This window comes from Clostridium sp. AF15-41 (genome assembly GCF_003604095.1).
In the GTDB taxonomy this organism is placed as follows: Bacteria; Bacillota; Clostridia; order Lachnospirales; family Lachnospiraceae; genus Coprococcus.
This window is the reverse complement of sequence record NZ_QTMQ01000001.1, coordinates 233,961-253,212: the sequence shown is the minus strand read 5'-3', so window position 1 is coordinate 253,212 and position 19,252 is coordinate 233,961. Positions and strand designations below refer to the sequence as shown.

Sequence of the window (19,252 nt, the reverse complement as noted above, 5' to 3'; positions counted from 1 at the left end):
CGGATATTATAAAAAATATAAATTTTTCTGTAACGTTTTTCCGGGAGCGTTGTCATATAAGTGATGGGAGGTGAATAAGGAATTAAAAACACTCTGCAATACAACATTAAATATTATTAATGTGATATTAATGTCAGATTAACATTTTTTTCAAACGTTGTGATATACTGAAACAGATATTGGTAAAGACATGGTAAAGAAACAGTAAAAATGCTTCATGCATAAGGCAGTGAAATTGGAAATGAGGTCGTATGGAGAGTAAGAAAAAATGGATATTTAATATAATATTTTTGCTTCTGATCTTTGCAGCAACCCTTTATGGTGTGTTTCATGGCAAGGATATGGGGCGGATTATCGAAATAATTAAAACTGTGAACCCATTTTGGTTGATTCCCGGCGTTATCTGTGTAATAATCTTCATATGGGGAGAATCTATCATTATACATTATCTGATGCATTCACTTGGTATAAAGGTAAAGAAATGGACCTGCTTTTTATTTTCATCCGTTGGTTTTTTCTTTAGCTGCATTACTCCGTCTGCATCGGGCGGTCAGCCGGCACAGGTTTACTATATGAAGAAAGAAGATATACCGATTCCGATCTCAACGATGGTATTGTTGATCATAACCATTATCTACAAGATGGTACTGGTACTGCTTGGTGTTGCATTGGTGATCTTCGGGCAGGGATTTATACATCGGTATTTATCGGATGCAATCTTCTGGTTTTATCTCGGAATGGGATTAAATGTGGTGTGTGTAGCGATTATGGTTGTATTTGCATTTCATCCGAATTTTGCGAAGTCAATTATGATCAAAGGGCATATTTTGTTAGAAAGAATCCATATATTAAAACATAGAAAGTCAAGAGCAAAGAAGCTGGTTCAGTCGATGGATCAGTATCGGGGAGCTGCTGTTTATTTGCAGGAAAATAAAAAGGTGCTGATCGTTGTATTCCTTATTACGATGGTGCAGCGGTTTGCGTTGTTTGCAGCAACCTGGTTCGTATATCTTGCATTTGGATTAAAAGGAACATCGGCGTTTACCGTGATACTTCTTCAGGGCTCGATCGCGGTTGCAGTTGATATGCTGCCGCTTCCGGGCGGAATGGGAATTAGCGAGAAGATATTCCTTGATATCTTCCTTCCGGTATTTGGAAGTATGCTTCTCCTTCCGGGTATGGTATTGTCCCGCGGCCTGGGGTATTATACGGAACTGATCCTCAGTGCGATATTTACGATTGTTGCAAATTTTACTATTGGAAGAAAAAAGAAAAGTGTGGTAGAGAAATGTTAGGTGTTTATGATTATACAGTAATTCTTACATATATCAGTCTGATGGTGTCCATCGGTGGTATGTTATTTTCATTAAATGGCGACTGCCGGATGGCGCTTGTATGTCTGGCAATTTCCGGTTTGTGCGATATGTTTGATGGCAAGGTTGCACGGACCAAGAAAGATCGTACAGAGGTTGAAAAACGATTTGGAATCCAGATCGATTCTCTGGCGGATATTGTCTGCTTTGGAGTTTCACCGGCAATCCTTTGCTACCGCATGGGAATGCGTGGATTGACTGGTGTTGCGATCCTGTTATTCTATGTGCTGGCAGGCCTCATCCGTCTGGCATGGTTCAATGTTTCTGAGGAAGTCAGACAGGATGAGACAGAGGAAAAACGTAAATATTATCAGGGACTTCCGATCACATCTATGGCTGTGCTTTTGCCGCTTCTGGCAGTATTTAAGCCGATGCTTGGCAAGCGGGAATTCATGCTCAGCCTTCATGCGTTGGTACTGTTGGTCGGTTTGCTGTTTATTACAAATTTCAAATTCCGTAAACCAAAGAACCGCACACTGGCGATCATCGTTGGCATTGTAACGTTGGCGGTGCTTCGAATGCTCCATATATGGTAGGAGAAGATTGGAGAAAAGAAAATGAGTATCATATATATAGATCGAAAAGGACATAAAAGACAGGGCGAGACCGGTCAGGATCGCCTGCTTGCATTTATCTATGGACATGCAGTGACGAGGTGTCTGATCCGTCCCTTTCTGTCACCGGTAGTGTCCCGCATAGGCGGGGCATTTTTGGATACCCGGATTTCAGGACTGGCAGTTCCGGGGTTTGTAAAGAAGAATGGCATTGATCTGTCCTTATATGAGAAACAGATATTTGATTCATATAATGATTTTTTCACTCGAAAGATCAGAGCAGAAGAACGACCGGTTAATCCGGATGCAAATGCGCTGGTCAGCCCAAGCGATGGAAAGGTCAGTGTGTATAAGATCCATGAAAATGGACATTTTCTTATTAAACACACCGAGTATACATTGGAACAGTTGTTGCAGGACAAGAAGCTGGCTAAGCGATATCTGGACGGACATATCTATGTGATCCGGTTGACGGTAGATGATTATCACAGGTATTGTTATGCGGCAGATGGAAGAAAATCCGAACAGCGTAAGATAGCAGGAATTCTGCATACGGTGAACCCGGTTGCAAATGATGTCTGTCCAATCTACAAGATGAATTCCAGGGAGTATTGTCTGATAAAGACGGAGCAGTTTGGAACGCTTCTTCAGATGGAAGTCGGGGCATTGATGGTTGGTAAGATCAGTAATAATCAGCAAGGCTTGGGATTTGTTCATAAGGGTGTTGAAAAAGGACGATTTGAATTCGGCGGTTCAACGATCATTCTGTTGACACAGAAGAATGTCGTGATACCGGATCGGGATTTATTGGAACATACCGGATCAGGAATGGAAACACTGGTGAAAATGGGAGAGCAGATCGGACGATCAGCGAACCGTTTGGATGCATAATTGGATATGCAGATATATATCGAAAGAATAGTCAGGTGATCATAAATGAAACCAAGATCAGAAGCAAGTAAAAACCTATATCAGGTGATGCTCGACCGGGGCTATCCGGTGGAATTCTGCGAGGTTATAACACAGAATCTGAATACAGATTTTACAGCCGGTCGTATGATCGGCTATTTGTCACATTATCAGACCCTTCCTATGGAGGAGGTCGTAGATGAGATGCTCGCGATCCTCACAGACCGCAACCGCATCATACAGAAAAAAGAACTGGAGCGTAACAACGCCAGGTGGAATGAGTATCTGGCGAATGGCATTCCTAATGACGAGGAGTAATGCCGAGATTCAGATATTTTATATTTATAATAATACCCCTATTGATATAACATGAACGAGATTTCGTTGTGAGAATGCACATTGCCAGTAAATGCGGGTGCATGTTTGAGCCCAAAGGGCGAGTTTGCACAGGAGCATTTACGAATCAGGCATGTGCACCGAACAGAAATCGTAGTGTGTTATTCAATAGGGGTATTGTTATAAATAGAAGTATCTGAATCTCGCATTATCCCTGTTTTAGCCGATTCCGCCTAATGCGATTCCAAGTATTAAAACCAGAATGCAGATAGGGCAATAGATATATTTGCAGATTGGCAGGAATTTGTCGGTGAACTTCTTTTCACGTCCAAGGTTTACCTGCTCCTCTACATATTTCTTACCGCATACCCAGAAGAACATGATTCCGGCAAGTCCTGCACCAAGCGGGCAGATATAGATGGACAGAACATCCATCCAGCTGGATACGATTCCTTGAATACAGATGGATACGATCACGCCGATTCCTGCGATCACGCCACAGGATAACTTACGATTTAATCCGAGCTTTTCTTGAATCGTTGCGATCGGAGCTTCGTACAGATTGATCAATGAGGACAAGCCCGCAAAGAATACTGCAACGAAGAAGATCATGGCGATGATATGTCCGCCCGGCATAGATTTGAACAGGGCAGGCAGATAGATGAACATAAGTCCGGGACCACCCTGGTCTAACTGCGCACCGGTCGTTGCCATAACCGGAATGATAACGAGGGCGGCAAGTAACGCAGCAATCGTATCAAATAAAGCAACCTGTCCGGCAGCTTCAGGTATATTTTCTTCGTCCGGCAGATAAGAGCCATAGATCAGTGTTCCGTTTCCTGCAACAGACAGGGAGAAAAATGCCTGACCAAGTGCGTAGATCCATGTCTTTGGATCGGCGAGAACCTTTGGCTCGATCCGGAAGATATATTTATATCCTTCAGTAGCACCCGGCTGGCAGGCGGTATAGATCGCAAGAATGATAAACAGGATAAAGAACAGAGGCATCAGGATCTTATTTGCCTTTTCGATTCCGTTTCCGATACCAAACATCAGAATGATAATGCCGACAGCGAGTGCAATGATCTGCCATAGGTTATTGCCGAATGCAGAAGCGGTTGAGCCAAATGCGGCACCAAAGGATTCTACATTTTCCGGTGCAAGTGTTGAACCAGTAAATGCACCGATCATGTATTTTAAGATCCAGCCCATTACGACAGTATAGCCGATCGCCATGGCAAGCGCGCCGAGTACCGGTATAAATCCAAGAATTTCGCCAAGCTTTCGTTTGCCCTTTGTTCCACAGGCATAGCCGAAAGCGTCGACCGGACCGGATTTGGTAGCACGTCCGAAACTCATTTCGCCGATCACACCGGTGAATCCGATCAGGATAACGAATATGAAGTAAGGGATCAGATAAGAGCCTCCGCCATAGAGGGATACTCTGGTTGGAAACATCCAGATATTACCCATGCCGACCGCTGAGCCGATACAGGCGAGGACAAATCCCCATTTGTTGTTGAATGATTCACGTTTTTTCATCTTTTGATAACTCCTCCAAACAAATTACATACCCATATACTATACAGGAAAATGTGGGATTACGCCAGCAAACTTTTCGAAAGTTTTCGCAATGCGGCAGAAACGAATGTTGATATTGTCATATTACCGTAGAATTTATATAATGAAAAAGGATGAGAAAATTCTCTGGGATGCGCGAATTATCCCAACTGCAGATATACAAAAGAGATGAAATGACAGGAGGAAATACATGAAGATAAGAGATATTATAGGGCAGGAGAAAGCAACATTGTCATTTGAGGTTTTTCCGCCGAAGAAGGATACAGATTTTGCAAGTGTGGAAGCTGCGGCACTTGGAATTGCGGCATTGCGGCCGAGTTATATGAGTGTTACATATGGAGCGGGTGGCAGCACAAAAGGACATACGATCAAGCTTGCAAATGAGATTCAAGAAAAATACGGAGTTCCGACGATTGCGCATCTGACCTGTGTATGCGCAAATAAAGACAGCATCCGGACAGCACTTTCTGAAATGAAAAATGCAGGGATTGAAAATATCCTGGCACTTCGTGGGGATATTCCAAAGAATTATGATGGACAGGTATTTACTGATTTTGCTCACGCATCGGAGCTGGTAAAATTAATAAAAGAGAGCGGAGACTTCTGTGTGGGCGGAGCTTGTTATCCGGAGGTTCATCCGGATTCTGCAAACAAGCAGGATGATATTGCAAACCTGAAAAAGAAAGTGGAAGCGGGATGTGAATATCTGACTACACAGATGTTTTTTGATAACAATATTTTCTTTAATTTCATGTATCGTATCAGAGAAGCAGGGATTGCTGTGCCGGTGATTCCGGGGATCATGCCGATCACGAAGCGGGTTCAGGTGAAAAATGCCGTTAAATTATCCGGCTGCAACGTGCCGGAACGTTTCAAGAATATTGTTGACCGGTTTGGAGATACCGAAGATGCAATGAAGCAGGCAGGTATCGCTTATGCGACTGATCAGATCATAGATCTTCTGGCAAATGGCGTAAAGCACATTCATGTATATTCCATGAACAAGCCGGAGGTGGCAGCAGGAATTCAGGCAAATCTGTCTGATATTTTGCTGGTTTAAAAGATGTACGATTTTTTGTGCATATAAAACTGTAATATAAAGCCATAAACGGGTTGACTGTATAAAAAATACAGGAAATTCAAAGAAAATCGGAACTTTATAGGACAGAACAAATGTACAGGAGGTCGGCATTATGATAAAAGGATATTTTGTAACGGAAGGTTATATGGGATATGTAGATGGAAGATACCAGCTTTTTGCGGATGAAACAGATTATATTGAATACATGGAAGAATAGTGAATGATGGCATTCCAATGATATTTGCCCCATGCCAGTATTCATCTATTATAAATGGCTCGCTGTGGTTTCTATTCCATGCACATGCCTGATTCGTAAATGCTCCTGTGCAAACTCGCCCTTTGGGCTCAAACAAGCACCCACATTTACTGGCAATGTGCATGTCATAACGAAATCCTCGCTGATGCCATGTTATAATAAATGAATATTGGCATCAGACAAATTATTCATTGGAATGCCATTTTTACATTGTTTATAAATATATAATTGTTTTATGCGAATACTAATAGTAACATGTGTAGTATATGAAAATAATAAGAATATAATTTTGAACCTGGTGAGTGCAAGATTGTAAAATTGAGAAAACAGGAAAGGATGATGATTATAGATGTGTACAGCAGCGACGTATAAAACGAAGGATTTTTATTTTGGCAGAACATTAGATTATGAATTTTCTTACGGGGATGAGATTACGGTGACACCGAGAAAGTTCCCGTTTGAGTTTCGTCATATGGGAAAGAGGGATTCTCATTATGCGATCATTGGCATGGCGCATGTGGCAGGTGAATATCCGCTTTATTATGATGCGATCAATGAAAAGGGTGTCGGTATGGCGGGACTTAATTTTGTTGGAAATGCAGTTTATCAGGCAGTAGAAGCTGGTAGGGATAATGTTGCGCAGTTTGAATTTATCCCGTGGATACTTGGACAGTGTGCGGATCTGGACGAGGTACGGGCATTGCTTGACCGGATGAATCTGGTCGGAACACCTTTCAGCGAACAGCTTCCATCGGCACAGTTACACTGGATCATAGCAGATCGAAATGCTGCGATCACAGTTGAGTGTATGGCGGATGGAATGCATATACATGAGAATCCGGTCGGAGTTCTCACGAACAATCCACCATTTGAGACACAGATGTTTTTATTGAATAATTATCAGGGCTTATCTCCGAAACAGCCGGAAAATACTTTCGCAGAGCAGCTGCAGTTACAGTCTTACAGCAGGGGCATGGGTGCACTTGGTTTGCCGGGAGATCTGTCGTCAGCGTCACGATTTGCAAAGGTCGCATTTACAAAAATGAATTCGAAATCCGGTGACAGCGAGGCGGAGAGTATCAGCCAGTTCTTCCATATTCTTGGATCGGTTGATCAGCAACGTGGATGCTGTGAAGTGACAGATGGCAAGTATGAGATCACGCTCTACACCTCCTGCTGTAATGCAGATAAAGGAATCTATTATTATACAACATACGAAAACCACCAGATCACAGGTGTGGATATGCACCATTGTGATCTGGATGGTTCCGAGCTTTTTAGGTATCCACTGGTTCAGGGAGAACAGATCCACTGGATGAATTGACACACCTATTTGGCAGAATGTAAAATAGTGGGAGAAAAAATGTTATAGAGGCATTGCGAGGTGAAAACACAGAATGAATTATTATATCAGTGATCTGCATTTCTGCTGTGCCAGCCAGCTCGCAGGCAGCGGAAGCGGATATGACGAAAGAGAATATAAGACACTGGAAGAAATGCATGCCGATATGCTTGCCAGATGGAACCGGAAGGTGACAAACGGAGATACGGTCTATATCCTTGGCGACATCAGTAAGCGGGGAAAAAGTGAAGAATTGATCGCATTGGTTGCGCAGTTAAAAGGGCATAAGATCCTTGTGCATGGGAACCATGATGATCTGTCAGATTACAGGCTCCGGCAGTTATTTGAGGAGGTTTGTAATTACAAAGAGATTACAGACAACATTCGAGGAAATGCATATAAGCTGGTGCTTTGTCATTATCCGATCCTGTTCTGGAATGGTCAGCATAGAGGGAATATTCTGTTGTATGGGCATACACACCGATCCCCGGAGGATGTGTTTTTTCAGGACTGCATAAAGCGGCTGAATGAACGCAAGGATCTTCATGAGGAAGACCAGGATTTCCTGGCGATCAATGTCGGTTGTATGCAGCCTTATATGAATTATGAGCCACAGTCATTGAAGGAACTGTTAGAAGCAAGAGGGATTGAGATTCCGGAAAAAAAGAAAAAAGGAAGGTAATTTCAGATGAAAAGTACATTAATTAAAGACACAACAAAATCAGAACGAATTGCACTTGTAAAACAGTGGGAGGAAGAAGAAGGCTGTGAGAATTCCGGTATGAATTTGATGGAATATTTCAGAGATTACATTGATGGCAAGAAAGAAATTGCAGAAGTAAATGCTGCATTTCGCACAAATTATGTAGTAGAAACACCGGAAACAGAAGAAAAACCTATGTGTGGTATGGGCGGAAGAAGATTTTAAGTATATAATTATTATTCTTATCAAAATGACCGGAACGGCAAAAAAATGAAAAGCTGCCGCTCCGGTCATTGATAGAGATAAAATACAAAAACGCAACAGGATGGAATGAGTTTATGCAGAATGTATATAAGCAGATCGCGGACAATCTGATCGCATGGTATCCGGAGCATGCCAGAGATCTTCCATGGAGAAAAGATAAAGAACCGTATCATGTATGGTTGTCGGAGATCATGCTGCAGCAGACGAGAGTGGAAGCAGTAAAAGAATATTACAGAACGTTTTTGCAGGAGCTTCCGACGATCGAGGCGCTGGCAGAGGTAGATGATGACCGCCTGATGAAACTTTGGGAAGGACTTGGATATTATAATCGTGCAAGAAATCTGAAAAAGGCAGCAGGAGAAGTGGTGATAGAATGGCAGGGAAACTTCCCTGCAGAATACGATGAGATTCTGAGTCTGCCGGGAATCGGAGAATATACGGCGGGAGCGATCGGCTCGATCTGCTTTGATCTGCCCACTCCTGCAGTGGACGGAAATGTCCTCCGGGTATATACCAGAGTGATGGAAGATCCGTCAAATATCGACAAGCAGGCAGTAAAGAAGAAAATCCGGGAGGAACTTCTGCAGGTGTACCGGTATGGACATTGCGATATGCTGACACAGAGTCTGATGGAGGTTGGAGCAACAATCTGTCTGCCAAATGGTGCGCCAAAATGTGAGGTGTGTCCACTACAGGAATTGTGTAAAGCTCATAAGCATGATTCCTGGCAGCAGTATCCGGTTCGTGAAGCAAAGAAGAAACGGAAAGTGGAAGAAAAAGCGGTGCTGATGCTTCGGTATGAAGATAAGGTTGCGATACGGAAGCGGACAGAGAAAGGGTTGTTACATGGATTGTGGGAATTCCCGAATCTTCCTGGAAGCTACAGCACACAGGAGATCCTTTCGTATGTAACGTCAAAAAATCTCCACCCAAAAGAAATCTGGATGGAGACAACATATACACATATTTTTTCCCATGTAGAATGGCATATGAAAGCCTTTTATATGGAATGTATGGAACAGCAGGCGAAAGATCTTCGTTGGGTTACATTAGAAGAGCTGAAGCAGGAGATTGCGATTCCGTCAGCATTTGCACCGTTTAAAGATCTTTTAAATTCCGGTGTCTGATGACCGGGCGTTAATAAAATCCAGAAGCAGACGTTTTACCTGAGTATATTTCTTTTCCGGGATTGGGATTACAAAGCCATCGGACATTGTAAGTTTAAAACGTTCAATTGATGATGCGAAATCAGGATTGATCAAATAACTCTGGTGGCAACGCAGGAAATAATCCGGGAAGCGTTTTTCCAGAGAAAGCAGACTTTCTGTAATCTCGTAGGAATTGGAGGTTGTATGGATATTGGAGTGTCTGCCATGGGATTCTATGTACAGGATCTGATTCCGATTCAGAAAAAGCAGAGATTTATCTGTACCCTTAAACGACAAACGTTCCGAGCGGGATACGCCGGCAAGCGGCATTCCGCGGAATTTGGAATCGTAATGCACCGGATAGATTGTATCTCGTTCATCGTAAGAGATAGCATTTGAGATATGGCAGAGCCGAATCTGAGGAACTCCGTTGTTCATGATCCAGGACAGATGAATCCTCTGATTAACCCGATTCATGCTGTTATCAGGCCATATCGTATCAACCATAAAGAACATAATGATCTCAACTACCCGGTTGCTGGTCGTAGCAAGAGGGGTAATAACCAGATCATGAAGAACAAATTTTAATTCGTGCTGTTCAGACAGAAATGTGTTAACCAACGCTTTTTTTGTGCGGATCACCTGTTTTTCGGCAGGACCGATCCACAGAACATCTTCATGGCATGCATCGAGAAATGGTGTAATGTTGTTGTCATAATATTGTGTCAATACCTCACCGGAAAGAGAAACAAAATCCTGAATTGTCATGGGAAGCTCCTTTCTTTTTTTATATTTTAATCAGAACTATATAAAAATACAACCCGCAAATTGGACAGTGCGTGTATGTTTGATTCGATAAGAAGAGGTAAAAAAGATAAAAATAAATGAAATAAATGGCAAATACTATCCGTTTGGTTAGTGTACAAAAAGTGGTGCAGGGTGATATAATTTGACTATGATCGATAATAGATCAGTGCATTTGGGAATTTAGTATAAAGAAAAGAGCGTGAGACCGATGTGGGGATATCGGTGATGACCGGCAGATTAGGGACTGCCGGTTTTTCCTTTTTATACAGCATGATTTTTCAAAAAGTGATTTGTGAAGTAATATACGATTAAGTGATAATTAATTCTCAATATAATAGAAACAGAATTGACATATACCCCTGTGGGGTATATATTAAATGCGACATAATAAATACGAAAGAAGGAATTGAGATGATAAAGACAACTTTAAAAATTGATGGAATGATGTGTGGTATGTGCGAAGCCCACATGAATGATGTGATCCGTAAGAATTTCAAGGTAAAAAAGGTAACTTCTTCTGCCAAGAGCGGGGAAACGGTGATCATCAGCGAGGACAATATCGATACTGAGACTGCAAAGAAGGCGATCAAGGATATCGGTTATGAGATGCTTTCCGCAACCAGTGAGCCATATGAGAAAAAGGGCTTATTCCATTTTGGCAAGTAGCAAAAATATCGCAATCAAAATAAACTGTTTATAAGCAGTATAACATTAGACAGATATATCCACTCTGAAAATATCAATGCATTTTCTATTCGATACACATAATTCTTTTCCGGGTGGATATATTTGTCTAATGATTAAATGTATGCGTATAGGCAGTTTATTTTGATTGCGAAGTTTTTTTGTAAATTTCAAATTGCATATAAAGATAGAATTTTGTCGAAAGAGATAGTATAATCAGGCTAACGCTTTTGATAGGAGATATGGAAATGTTAGTATGTGATTATATTGTAAAACAGATTGATGGGGAATATGCGCATCTGCAGAACCTGGATGGTTCCGAAGAAGATAAGCTGGTTGCAAGAGCCTTGCTTCCGGATGGAATCGCAGAGGGAACGAAGCTGCACTACGAGCTTTTACAGTATGAGATTATACAGTAAGCAGAGCCGGAGGAGAGTATAAGAACATGAACTGGAATCGAAAAGAACTGAGAAAAGGCGCGTGGAACACGGTGTTTAAGCGTGGAACGATGGCGTGGCTTGCACTGGTTGCAGTCTGCTTCATCTTTGCGTTTTTAGGTGTCGATGAATTTGCACAGTCGACATTTGTAAATGGGATTGACAAGGTAATCGGACTGGATACTTCGCATGTAGCAAGCAACGTGGAAATCTTAAAAGACTATGCTGTAAATACACCGATTGTAAAGGATGTTCCGTTTATACATTCGGATTTTGTGATTGGACTGATCGATGTTGCTTCCAAGAGTCAGACATGGATCATTAAGCTGTTAGGCGCAAATGCCGCCTATCTGGAACGTAATACCGGAGAAGTGATCATTGCACTTCTGTTATCCGCATTTATTATGATGATCGTGCATTTCTTTATTCAGAGTGCAGCCATCGTTGGAAAGAATCGGTATGCGATGGAGTGCCGGTACAGTGATAAAGTATCGATCAACCGTATGTTTGCACCATTTCATTTTAAATATTTATTGAGATTGATCTGGACGATGTTCGTATATAAGGTGGTTCTGTTCTTATGGAATCTTACGATCGTCGGTGGTATATACAAATTCTATCAGTACCGGATGATCCCGTATCTGGTCGCAGAGAATCAGACACTTGGCTGGAAAGAGGCAAAAGCTTTATCCAAAGAAATGACAAATGGATACAAATGGAAGATGTTCGTAACAGATCTGTCATGTATTCCTGTTATGCTGTTAAAGCTTGTTCCGATTGCCGGTCTGTTAGTAGCAGTACCGTTTGATGTAGAGATCGACGTGGAGATGTATTTTCATCTTAGAAAGAGAATTGACAGTGAAGCATTTGTTGAGCGGGCATTTGACGGAGCACCATACTGTAAAGGTATAGAAACTGCTGTGCCGGTATATCTCTTGCAGGATGCAGCAGTAGAAGTACCAAAGGGAATCAAAGTCAAGAGTGAATACCGGCTGACGGATTTCATCTTTTTCTTCTTCTCATTCTGTTTTGTCGGCTGGGTGTGGGAGGTTATGCTCCACATCGTCAGAGATCATGAGCTCGTAAACCGTGGAACAATGTATGGACCGTGGCTTCCGATCTATGGTGTCGGAGGTGTCGTTATTATCTTCCTGTTAGACCGGTTTAAGGCAGATAAATTGAAATTATTCTTGATGTCTATGGGTATCTGTGGCGTGCTCGAATATATCGCAAGCTGGATCCTGGATTTCTTCTTTAATTCCCACTACTGGAATTATAAGAAATTCTTCCTGAATTTAAATGGAAGGATCTGTCTGGTCGGCTTACTTGCATTTGGCATCGGAAGTCTGTTCGGTGTCTATATCGCGGCGCCGAAGCTCGGCCGCTTTATGCATAAGAAGAGCCGGAAAACACAGATCCTGATCTGCGCTGTCTTAAGCACAGCCTTTATCATCGACCTGATTTGCTGTGCGTTATTTGGCTTCAATGCCGGATCCGGCGTAGGTGGAACTTATAATTAGTAAGGAAAAAACATGTATCTTTTTTATTATAAATAGTTGTTTAGCTATAGTAATATTACATAATAATTAATAGCTAAAGAATTATCATGGAAAAGGATAGATGTTTTTTTGTTTTATAATTGACATGACGGTCTATGCGATGTAGACTAGTCTATATAATATAGACTGGAGGAAGATAATGGAAACATTAACGGAAATGGAGTATAGATTGATGGTAGTAATCTGGGAAAAACAAAATTTAACATCTATGGAGTTAGTTAATATATGTATGACTAAGTTTGCATGGAAAAAATCAACAACTTATACGATGTTAAAAAAGCTAGAAAAAAAAGGTATGATTAAAAACGATTCTACAGTACTTCAAATATTAGTTTCAAAAAAAGAATATGAAAATCAAGAAAAAAGAAAAGTGATAAAAAAATATTTTAAAAATTCATTGCCGGATTTTTTTGTTGCTTTTGCACATGAAAAAAAACTTAGTAAAGAAGATATAGATGAATTAGAACACATAATTGCTGAATATAAGGAGAATTTGGATGACTGATATTTTTCGATTTTATGTTGGCTCGTTTCTTTCAACAACAATTATCATAGTGATATTTTTGTTAATAAGATGGTTGTTTCGTAAAAAATCTAATGTACAAATTTGTTTCATTTGGATAATTTTATTATTTAGATTGCTTTTTCCAGTATCTTTAGAAACTGACTGGGGAGTGAGTGATCCAGTTTATGAAGTAGTAAATCATGAGAGCAGAACAATAGACATCAAATCTACTACAGATAATTTAAATGTAGATCAGGAAAATAATGAATTAAGCAATAAAAATAGTAATGATCGTTATGTAAGAAAAAGTGAATGTATATGGTACATAGGAATAGGAATCATGGGATTTTATTACATAATACAGTGTATATTGGTTTATAAAAAAGGAAGAGGGGCTAGATTATTAGAAAATTATAACAATGTCAGAGAATGGAAAGACTCTACAGGAGCATGTGTAATAGGCTTACTGAAACCATGTATTTATCTGCCAAACAATTTACCTGATGACATAAAAAAAGTAATAATATGTCATGAGCAGACACATATTCAACGGCGAGATTATTTGGTTGTTTTTTTATATTATATAGCATTGATGTTAAATTGGTATAATCCTTTGGCGTGGATAGTGTATATTGTGATGCTTCAAGATATAGAATGTGCATGTGATGAACAAGCATTGAGAAATGCAACATTGAATGAAAGAAAAAAGTATGCCTATTCACTGATTCAATTTTATAGTGGAACCTATGAAAGAGATTCATTTAAATATATACTTGGTTTTTCAAAAAAAGCTATAAAAAAGAGGGTGAAAGATATAGGAATTAACAAAAAAAAATCTAAGAAAATTACTATTTTAATATTGGTTTGTTGCTGTGCTATATTGGTAACTGGGGCATGTTTTTATCAGTTGGAAAATTATAAAGAAGAGATGCAGCAGATAGGAGAGAATATAATAGGAAGTGATTTGCCTAAATTTATATATGCAGATGATAACTATGTAGAGTTTTATGATTACCATGGAATATATATATATGATATTCAAAATTCTAATATATATAGATATATAACTTTTTCAGAGATGGGATTGGTTTCACAGATACAAGGAGAAAATGCTATACAGGTGTATGCAGAGCAGAATGGAAGAAAATTATATATTTTATCGGGAAAAAATCAATATGTATATGATATGGGAAAAAACAAAATTAGGCAATATGATAATGCAGTGATTGTAACTAATATGTTTCATTTTGAAAAAAATCTAGAAGATGAAGATAATAGTATTGGTGGCATATATTTATATAATGATAGAAAAATATATTGGTCATATGTTATTGGTGGAACTGGATTATATAAGGATTTGGAGTTGAATATAGAAAAGGGGGGAAAGAAAACAGTTTATACTATATTTAAATAATAAAGTGATATAAAATAAACGCTGGATTTACTTGACAATATAGTTAAGTAAATCCAGCGTTTATTATTTCAGAAAAAGCATGCGGAAGATCAGTCGGAGAAATGGACCGTAGTAAAAGCTGCCAGAAGAAAGCAACCAGGAAGTTTAAGAGGGGATTTTTTATATTAGTGATTCTGGTCCCGCCAGTTTTTGGGGGAGACACCATATATATTTTTAAAAGCTCTTGAGAAATGCAGTTGGTTTGGATAGCCGACTGCATTTCCTATGTCTGCAATTGATAATTTAGTCATTTTCAGCAGCTCTGTTGCTTTGGACATCCGATAGTTTATTAGGAATTCCTGTGGCGTTTTGCCAATGGAATCATGAAATATCTTTCCCAGATAGCTGCGGTTGATGCCGCAACAGGCAGCTATATCTTCGATAGAGATGTCATAAGGAAAATTCTGCTCTACGAAGTTGATTGCTTCTTTTATATAGTAATCGCTCATTTTACCGGTTTTTATCATCTGGGTAGAGGCGGTGGAACGGGTGAGTGCATCCAGAAAAAGGTAGGAATGACCGATCAGGTGAAATGGCGGTTCGTTTGGGTGATTGGCAATATAGAGCATTTCGTTCATCATGATTTCCCGGTATTCCTTTGAGGTAGCATGATAGATGGGCTGGTCTTTTGAAAAACCGGCAATGTCCAGTGCTTCTTTTACCCGTAGTCCATCAAATTCCAGCCAGGTATATTCCCATGGGTTTGTCTCATCTGCGATATAGGTGCTGATCTGTCCCGGATACAGAAGAAAACCCTGTCCGCTTTTGATCGAATAATTTCTTGTCTCTCCCTTTTTGTCCTGTGCCATTAAAAGTCCGGTTCCGGAGATGACATAATGAAACAGATAGTGGGTTCTGGCAGCCGGACCGAACTGATGGGCCGGTGCACAGCGTTCCCATCCGTACTGGTATAGTCCAAGATCTATAAATTTCTCATTTGGAAATATAGAAAAAAGGTATTCATGCATAAAAAAACCTCCCAAAATTAGAACAAATACACAATATAAACTCTACTGTTTTTTACTATATACCAAAATGCTAGATAAATGCAATAGTGAGATGAAAATAATGCATTTTGGTATAAAACTGGCGTTATTACGATATTTTAACAAGCATTATGATATGTTAGAATGAAAACAACTTAAAAAAGCATATTATAAAAGAAGGGAGAAATGTATTTATGCTAAAAGGGAAAAAACTATTATTTGTACTTACAATGATGACTGGTTTCTGCTTACTGGCGGGGTGTGGCAAGAATAATAAAGACGGAAAAACAGTGATCGAACTGGTACAGTACAAGCCGGAAGCAACCTCTTATTTTGAAGAAGTTGAGGAACGGTTTAATGCCAGTCATGATGATATTGAATTAAAGATCAGTTCTCCGAACGATGCAATGACGGTGTTGAAGACCAGATTTGTTCGTGAAGATAATCCGGATATCATTGGTATTGGCGGTGACATCAATTATTCGAATTTTATTGATGCCGATATGTTGATGGATATTTCTGATTTTGATGGACTGGCAGATATAAAGGAAAATTATCTGACAATCTGTGAGAATCTGAAATTTATTCCAACAGAAGGAACATACAGTGTTCCATATGTGGCAAATGCTGCCGGTATCCTGTACAACCGGGATATGTTTGAGGAGCATGGCTGGACGATCCCGGAAACATGGGATGAGCTTCTTGCATTATGCGATGAGATTGAAGCAGAAGGAATTCTTCCGTTTTATATGGGCTACAAGGATACATGGACCTGTCTTTCTCCATGGAACAGTGCAGTAGCTTCATTGACATCTTCGACTGTATGTAAGGATGTTAATAAGGGAGAAACGACATTTTCCGATCAGTATGTTCAGGTTGCGGAAGAAATGAAAACTCTGCTTCAGTATGGAGAAGCCAATCCGGTTGCATATTCTTATAATGATGCTTGTACAGCATTTGCAAAAGGTGAGTCAGCAATGTATATGATCGGAAGCTATGCTGTACCACAGATCCAGTCAGTAAATCCGGATATCAATATTGATTCATTTGTATTCCCGGCTTCTAACAATAAGGATGACATGGTTCTGACATCCGGTGTAGATCTTCAGTTCTGCGTGATGGAAGACTGTCCGAATAAGGAAGCAGCCTATGAAGTCCTCCGTTTCCTGTTAGAGGATGAAAATATACAGGACTATATAGACAATCAGAACGCAGTACCTTGTAAGAAAGGTGATTTCAAGCTTGCATCTATGTTAGACGGTATGCGGGAATATCTGGACAACGGAATCGTGACTGATTATCAGGATCATTTTTATCCATCTGAGATGGCAGTAGATGCATTGATTCAGACTTATCTGTTAGATGGAGATACAGAAGCGTTTTTGAAGAAATTTGATACGGAATGGAAACGGTACAATCGTGACCTGATCACAAAGGTTCGCAAATATGAGCAGGAGCATTCCGGAGAGGAGGAATAGAAATGGATACAAAAAAGACAGAAGATATGAAGTTTGCTAAAAAGAAAAAGAAAATGTCCGGGAAATCCAGAACATTTATGTTGATCACAATTCCTATCGTAGCATTGTTCTTTACATTCAACACATTGCCTTTGATTCAGGGTGCGATTTACAGCTTTACCAATTTCCGTGGGTATGGCAGCTATGAGTGGGTTGGTTTTCGAAACTATATTGATCTTTTTCATGATGCCAGAGTTGGTTCATCCTATCTGTTTACATTTAAGCTGGCTATAGTAACAACGATCATCGTAAATGTTGTCAGCATGATCCTTGCGATGGCATTAAACAGCAAGATTCGTTTTAAGAGCGGTCTTCGTGGACTGTATTTCCTGCCAAATATCTTAGGCGGTCTGGTTGTTGGTTATATTTTTAACTATTTCTTTACTTATATTCTGCCACAGATTGCAATCATGCTCGGTTTTGAGGGAAACAGTATGCTGGCAAGTTCTAAAACGGCCTGGCTTGCGATCGCAGTAGTATGTGCATGGCAGTCGATCGCGATGAATACGATCATTTATATATCCGGTCTTCAGACAGTTCCGGAAGATGTATACGAAGCAGGATCTTTAGATGGTGCAACCGGATTTGCAAAATTCCGTTATCTGACATTCCCGCTGATCCTTCCGTTTTTTACAATTAATGTAGTCCTTTGTATGAAGAACTTCCTGATGGTATTTGACCAGATCATGTCATTGACAAAGGGTGGTCCTGCGCAGAGTACAGAATCCATTTCCTACCTGATCTACAACAATGGTATGAGTGGCGGACAGTTTGGATTCCAGAGTGCAAATGCAGTCGTGTTCTTTATTGTAATCGTAGTGATATCTGTGTTACAGATGCGTTTCCTGGGTAAGAAGGAGGAACAGTTATGAAAAAATCGCAGAGACAGATCAGAAAAGAATATAAAGAAAAGGGGATTAAGACAGGAAAAGAACGACATAATATCGGGGTTACGATTCTGTTGATCCTTGGTCTTGTAACCATCCTGTTCCCATTATATATGACGGTTATGATCGCATTTAAGCAGCCGTCTGAGATGACAAATGATATCCATGGAATCTTATCTCTTCCACAGCACTGGAGTCTGAGTAATTTTAAGGAAGCTATGGAGGTAACAGATTTCTGGCATTCTCTCGGTAACAGTTTATTTATCACACTGGCAACTATTGCATTATCGATCGTAATACATTCCCTGATCGGTTATGTACTTGGACGAAGCAAGAAAAAGAATCGGATCTATAATGGAATTTATCTTTATCTTGTCAGTGGTATGTTTGTACCATTCGCTATTTTGATGATGCCGCTTGTAAAACAGACAGCAAAAATGGGACTGGCAAATATGATTGGTGTGGTATTACTTTATACAGTATTTTATCTTCCGATGAACACAATGTTATATGCAGGATATCTGAATAATCTTCCGCTTGAACTGGAAGAGGCAGCTTGTGTTGACGGAGCCACCACATGGACGACTTACTGGAAGATCATCTTCCCGAATATGAAACCAATGCATGCAACGGTTGCGATCCTTACAGCCCTTGGTACATGGAATGACGTTATGACACCGCTTGTAATTATGTCCGGTGATCAGAATACACTTCCGCTTGCGCAGTTGAATTTCCAGACTCAGTTTGGAACAAATTACAATCTGGCCTTTGCATCTTATCTGTTAGCGTTACTTCCGATTCTGATCTTCTATATTATTTGTCAGAAACAGATCATATCAGGTGTGGCAAACGGAGCAGTAAAATAAAAGG

Annotated in this window: 20 protein-coding genes; 17 read left to right on the top strand and 3 right to left on the bottom strand. The window is 40.1% G+C overall.

Going from position 1 to position 19,252, the window contains the following annotated elements; all coding sequences use genetic code 11:
* Positions 1 to 251: 251 nt before the first annotated feature.
* From DWW43_RS01165 to DWW43_RS01150, 4 genes are read left to right on the top strand one after another with little or no spacing between them, the layout of a single operon-like run.
* Positions 252 to 1,295: a lysylphosphatidylglycerol synthase transmembrane domain-containing protein gene (locus DWW43_RS01165; protein ID WP_119962498.1), complete on the top strand. Its 1,044-nt coding sequence runs from the start codon at positions 252 to 254 to the stop codon at positions 1,293 to 1,295.
* On the top strand, positions 1,289 to 1,909 hold the full coding sequence (locus DWW43_RS01160; RefSeq protein WP_119962497.1) for a CDP-alcohol phosphatidyltransferase family protein: 621 nt from the start codon (positions 1,289 to 1,291) through the stop codon (positions 1,907 to 1,909). The genes DWW43_RS01165 and DWW43_RS01160 overlap by 7 nt, the downstream gene beginning before the upstream one ends.
* A gap of 21 nt (positions 1,910 to 1,930) precedes the next feature.
* A complete protein-coding gene (locus DWW43_RS01155) occupies positions 1,931 to 2,818 on the top strand; it encodes a phosphatidylserine decarboxylase (protein WP_117785586.1) in 888 nt (295 codons plus the stop codon).
* A gap of 45 nt (positions 2,819 to 2,863) precedes the next feature.
* Entirely contained in the window at positions 2,864 to 3,154 is a 291-nt protein-coding gene (locus tag DWW43_RS01150; protein ID WP_119962496.1) for a hypothetical protein, read from the top strand.
* A gap of 237 nt (positions 3,155 to 3,391) precedes the next feature.
* Here the strand turns inward: DWW43_RS01150 and DWW43_RS01145 are convergent, their stop codons facing one another.
* Positions 3,392 to 4,714 carry a sodium-dependent transporter gene (locus DWW43_RS01145; RefSeq protein WP_119962495.1) on the bottom strand — a complete coding sequence of 441 codons (1,323 nt, stop codon included), beginning with the start codon at positions 4,712 to 4,714 and terminating at the stop codon, positions 3,392 to 3,394.
* A gap of 229 nt (positions 4,715 to 4,943) precedes the next feature.
* Here DWW43_RS01145 and metF point away from each other — a divergent pair, with 229 nt between their 5' ends.
* From metF to mutY, 5 genes are all read left to right on the top strand, one after another.
* Complete coding sequence (gene metF / locus DWW43_RS01140) at positions 4,944 to 5,813, top strand: methylenetetrahydrofolate reductase [NAD(P)H] (protein ID WP_119962494.1); 870 nt, start codon at positions 4,944 to 4,946, stop codon at positions 5,811 to 5,813.
* Between the two features lie 626 nt (positions 5,814 to 6,439).
* Positions 6,440 to 7,414 carry a choloylglycine hydrolase gene (gene bsh, locus DWW43_RS01135; RefSeq protein WP_008399830.1) on the top strand — a complete coding sequence of 325 codons (975 nt, stop codon included), beginning with the start codon at positions 6,440 to 6,442 and terminating at the stop codon, positions 7,412 to 7,414.
* 73 nt (positions 7,415 to 7,487) lie between these two features.
* Positions 7,488 to 8,114 (top strand): metallophosphoesterase, encoded by a 627-nt coding sequence (locus DWW43_RS01130; protein ID WP_008399829.1) that lies wholly within the window; start codon positions 7,488 to 7,490, stop codon positions 8,112 to 8,114.
* Between the two features lie 6 nt (positions 8,115 to 8,120).
* A complete protein-coding gene (locus tag DWW43_RS01125) occupies positions 8,121 to 8,360 on the top strand; it encodes a hypothetical protein (protein WP_008399828.1) in 240 nt (79 codons plus the stop codon).
* A 113-nt stretch (positions 8,361 to 8,473) separates the two neighbouring features.
* Positions 8,474 to 9,526 (top strand): A/G-specific adenine glycosylase, encoded by a 1,053-nt coding sequence (mutY, locus tag DWW43_RS01120; protein WP_243013925.1) that lies wholly within the window; start codon positions 8,474 to 8,476, stop codon positions 9,524 to 9,526.
* Here mutY and DWW43_RS01115 read toward each other — a convergent pair.
* Positions 9,509 to 10,315 (bottom strand): LytTR family DNA-binding domain-containing protein, encoded by an 807-nt coding sequence (locus DWW43_RS01115; protein ID WP_119962493.1) that lies wholly within the window; start codon positions 10,313 to 10,315, stop codon positions 9,509 to 9,511. The genes mutY and DWW43_RS01115 overlap by 18 nt on opposite strands.
* A 450-nt stretch (positions 10,316 to 10,765) precedes the next feature.
* On the opposite strand from DWW43_RS01115, the gene DWW43_RS01110 reads away from it, so the two are divergent.
* The 5 genes from DWW43_RS01110 (at position 10,766) to DWW43_RS01090 (ending at position 14,953) form a co-directional block, all read left to right on the top strand.
* A complete protein-coding gene (locus tag DWW43_RS01110; RefSeq protein ID WP_118674788.1) occupies positions 10,766 to 11,020 on the top strand; it encodes a heavy metal-associated domain-containing protein in 255 nt (84 codons plus the stop codon).
* Positions 11,021 to 11,286: 266 nt separating this feature from the next.
* Positions 11,287 to 11,457, top strand: coding sequence for a chorismate--pyruvate lyase (locus DWW43_RS01105; protein WP_119962492.1), 171 nt, complete (start codon positions 11,287 to 11,289; stop codon positions 11,455 to 11,457).
* A 26-nt stretch (positions 11,458 to 11,483) separates the two neighbouring features.
* A complete protein-coding gene (locus tag DWW43_RS01100; protein ID WP_119962491.1) occupies positions 11,484 to 12,995 on the top strand; it encodes a DUF975 family protein in 1,512 nt (503 codons plus the stop codon).
* 178 nt (positions 12,996 to 13,173) lie between these two features.
* A complete protein-coding gene (locus DWW43_RS01095) occupies positions 13,174 to 13,539 on the top strand; it encodes a BlaI/MecI/CopY family transcriptional regulator (protein ID WP_119962490.1) in 366 nt (121 codons plus the stop codon).
* Complete coding sequence (locus tag DWW43_RS01090) at positions 13,532 to 14,953, top strand: M56 family metallopeptidase (RefSeq protein ID WP_021943317.1); 1,422 nt, start codon at positions 13,532 to 13,534, stop codon at positions 14,951 to 14,953. The genes DWW43_RS01095 and DWW43_RS01090 overlap by 8 nt, the downstream gene beginning before the upstream one ends.
* Before the next feature lie 164 nt (positions 14,954 to 15,117).
* Here the strand turns inward: DWW43_RS01090 and DWW43_RS01085 are convergent, their stop codons facing one another.
* Entirely contained in the window at positions 15,118 to 15,960 is an 843-nt protein-coding gene (locus DWW43_RS01085) for an AraC family transcriptional regulator (RefSeq protein ID WP_021943318.1), read from the bottom strand.
* Positions 15,961 to 16,172: 212 nt separating this feature from the next.
* Between DWW43_RS01085 and DWW43_RS01080 the strand changes: the two genes are divergently transcribed.
* The 3 genes from DWW43_RS01080 to DWW43_RS01070 are packed head-to-tail and all read left to right on the top strand — an operon-like array spanning position 16,173 to position 19,248.
* Complete coding sequence (locus DWW43_RS01080; protein ID WP_119962489.1) at positions 16,173 to 17,456, top strand: extracellular solute-binding protein; 1,284 nt, start codon at positions 16,173 to 16,175, stop codon at positions 17,454 to 17,456.
* Between the two features lie 53 nt (positions 17,457 to 17,509).
* Positions 17,510 to 18,367: a sugar ABC transporter permease gene (locus DWW43_RS01075; RefSeq protein ID WP_347475225.1), complete on the top strand. Its 858-nt coding sequence runs from the start codon at positions 17,510 to 17,512 to the stop codon at positions 18,365 to 18,367.
* Complete coding sequence (locus tag DWW43_RS01070; protein ID WP_207665978.1) at positions 18,364 to 19,248, top strand: carbohydrate ABC transporter permease; 885 nt, start codon at positions 18,364 to 18,366, stop codon at positions 19,246 to 19,248. The genes DWW43_RS01075 and DWW43_RS01070 overlap by 4 nt, the downstream gene beginning before the upstream one ends.
* Positions 19,249 to 19,252: the final 4 nt, after the last annotated feature.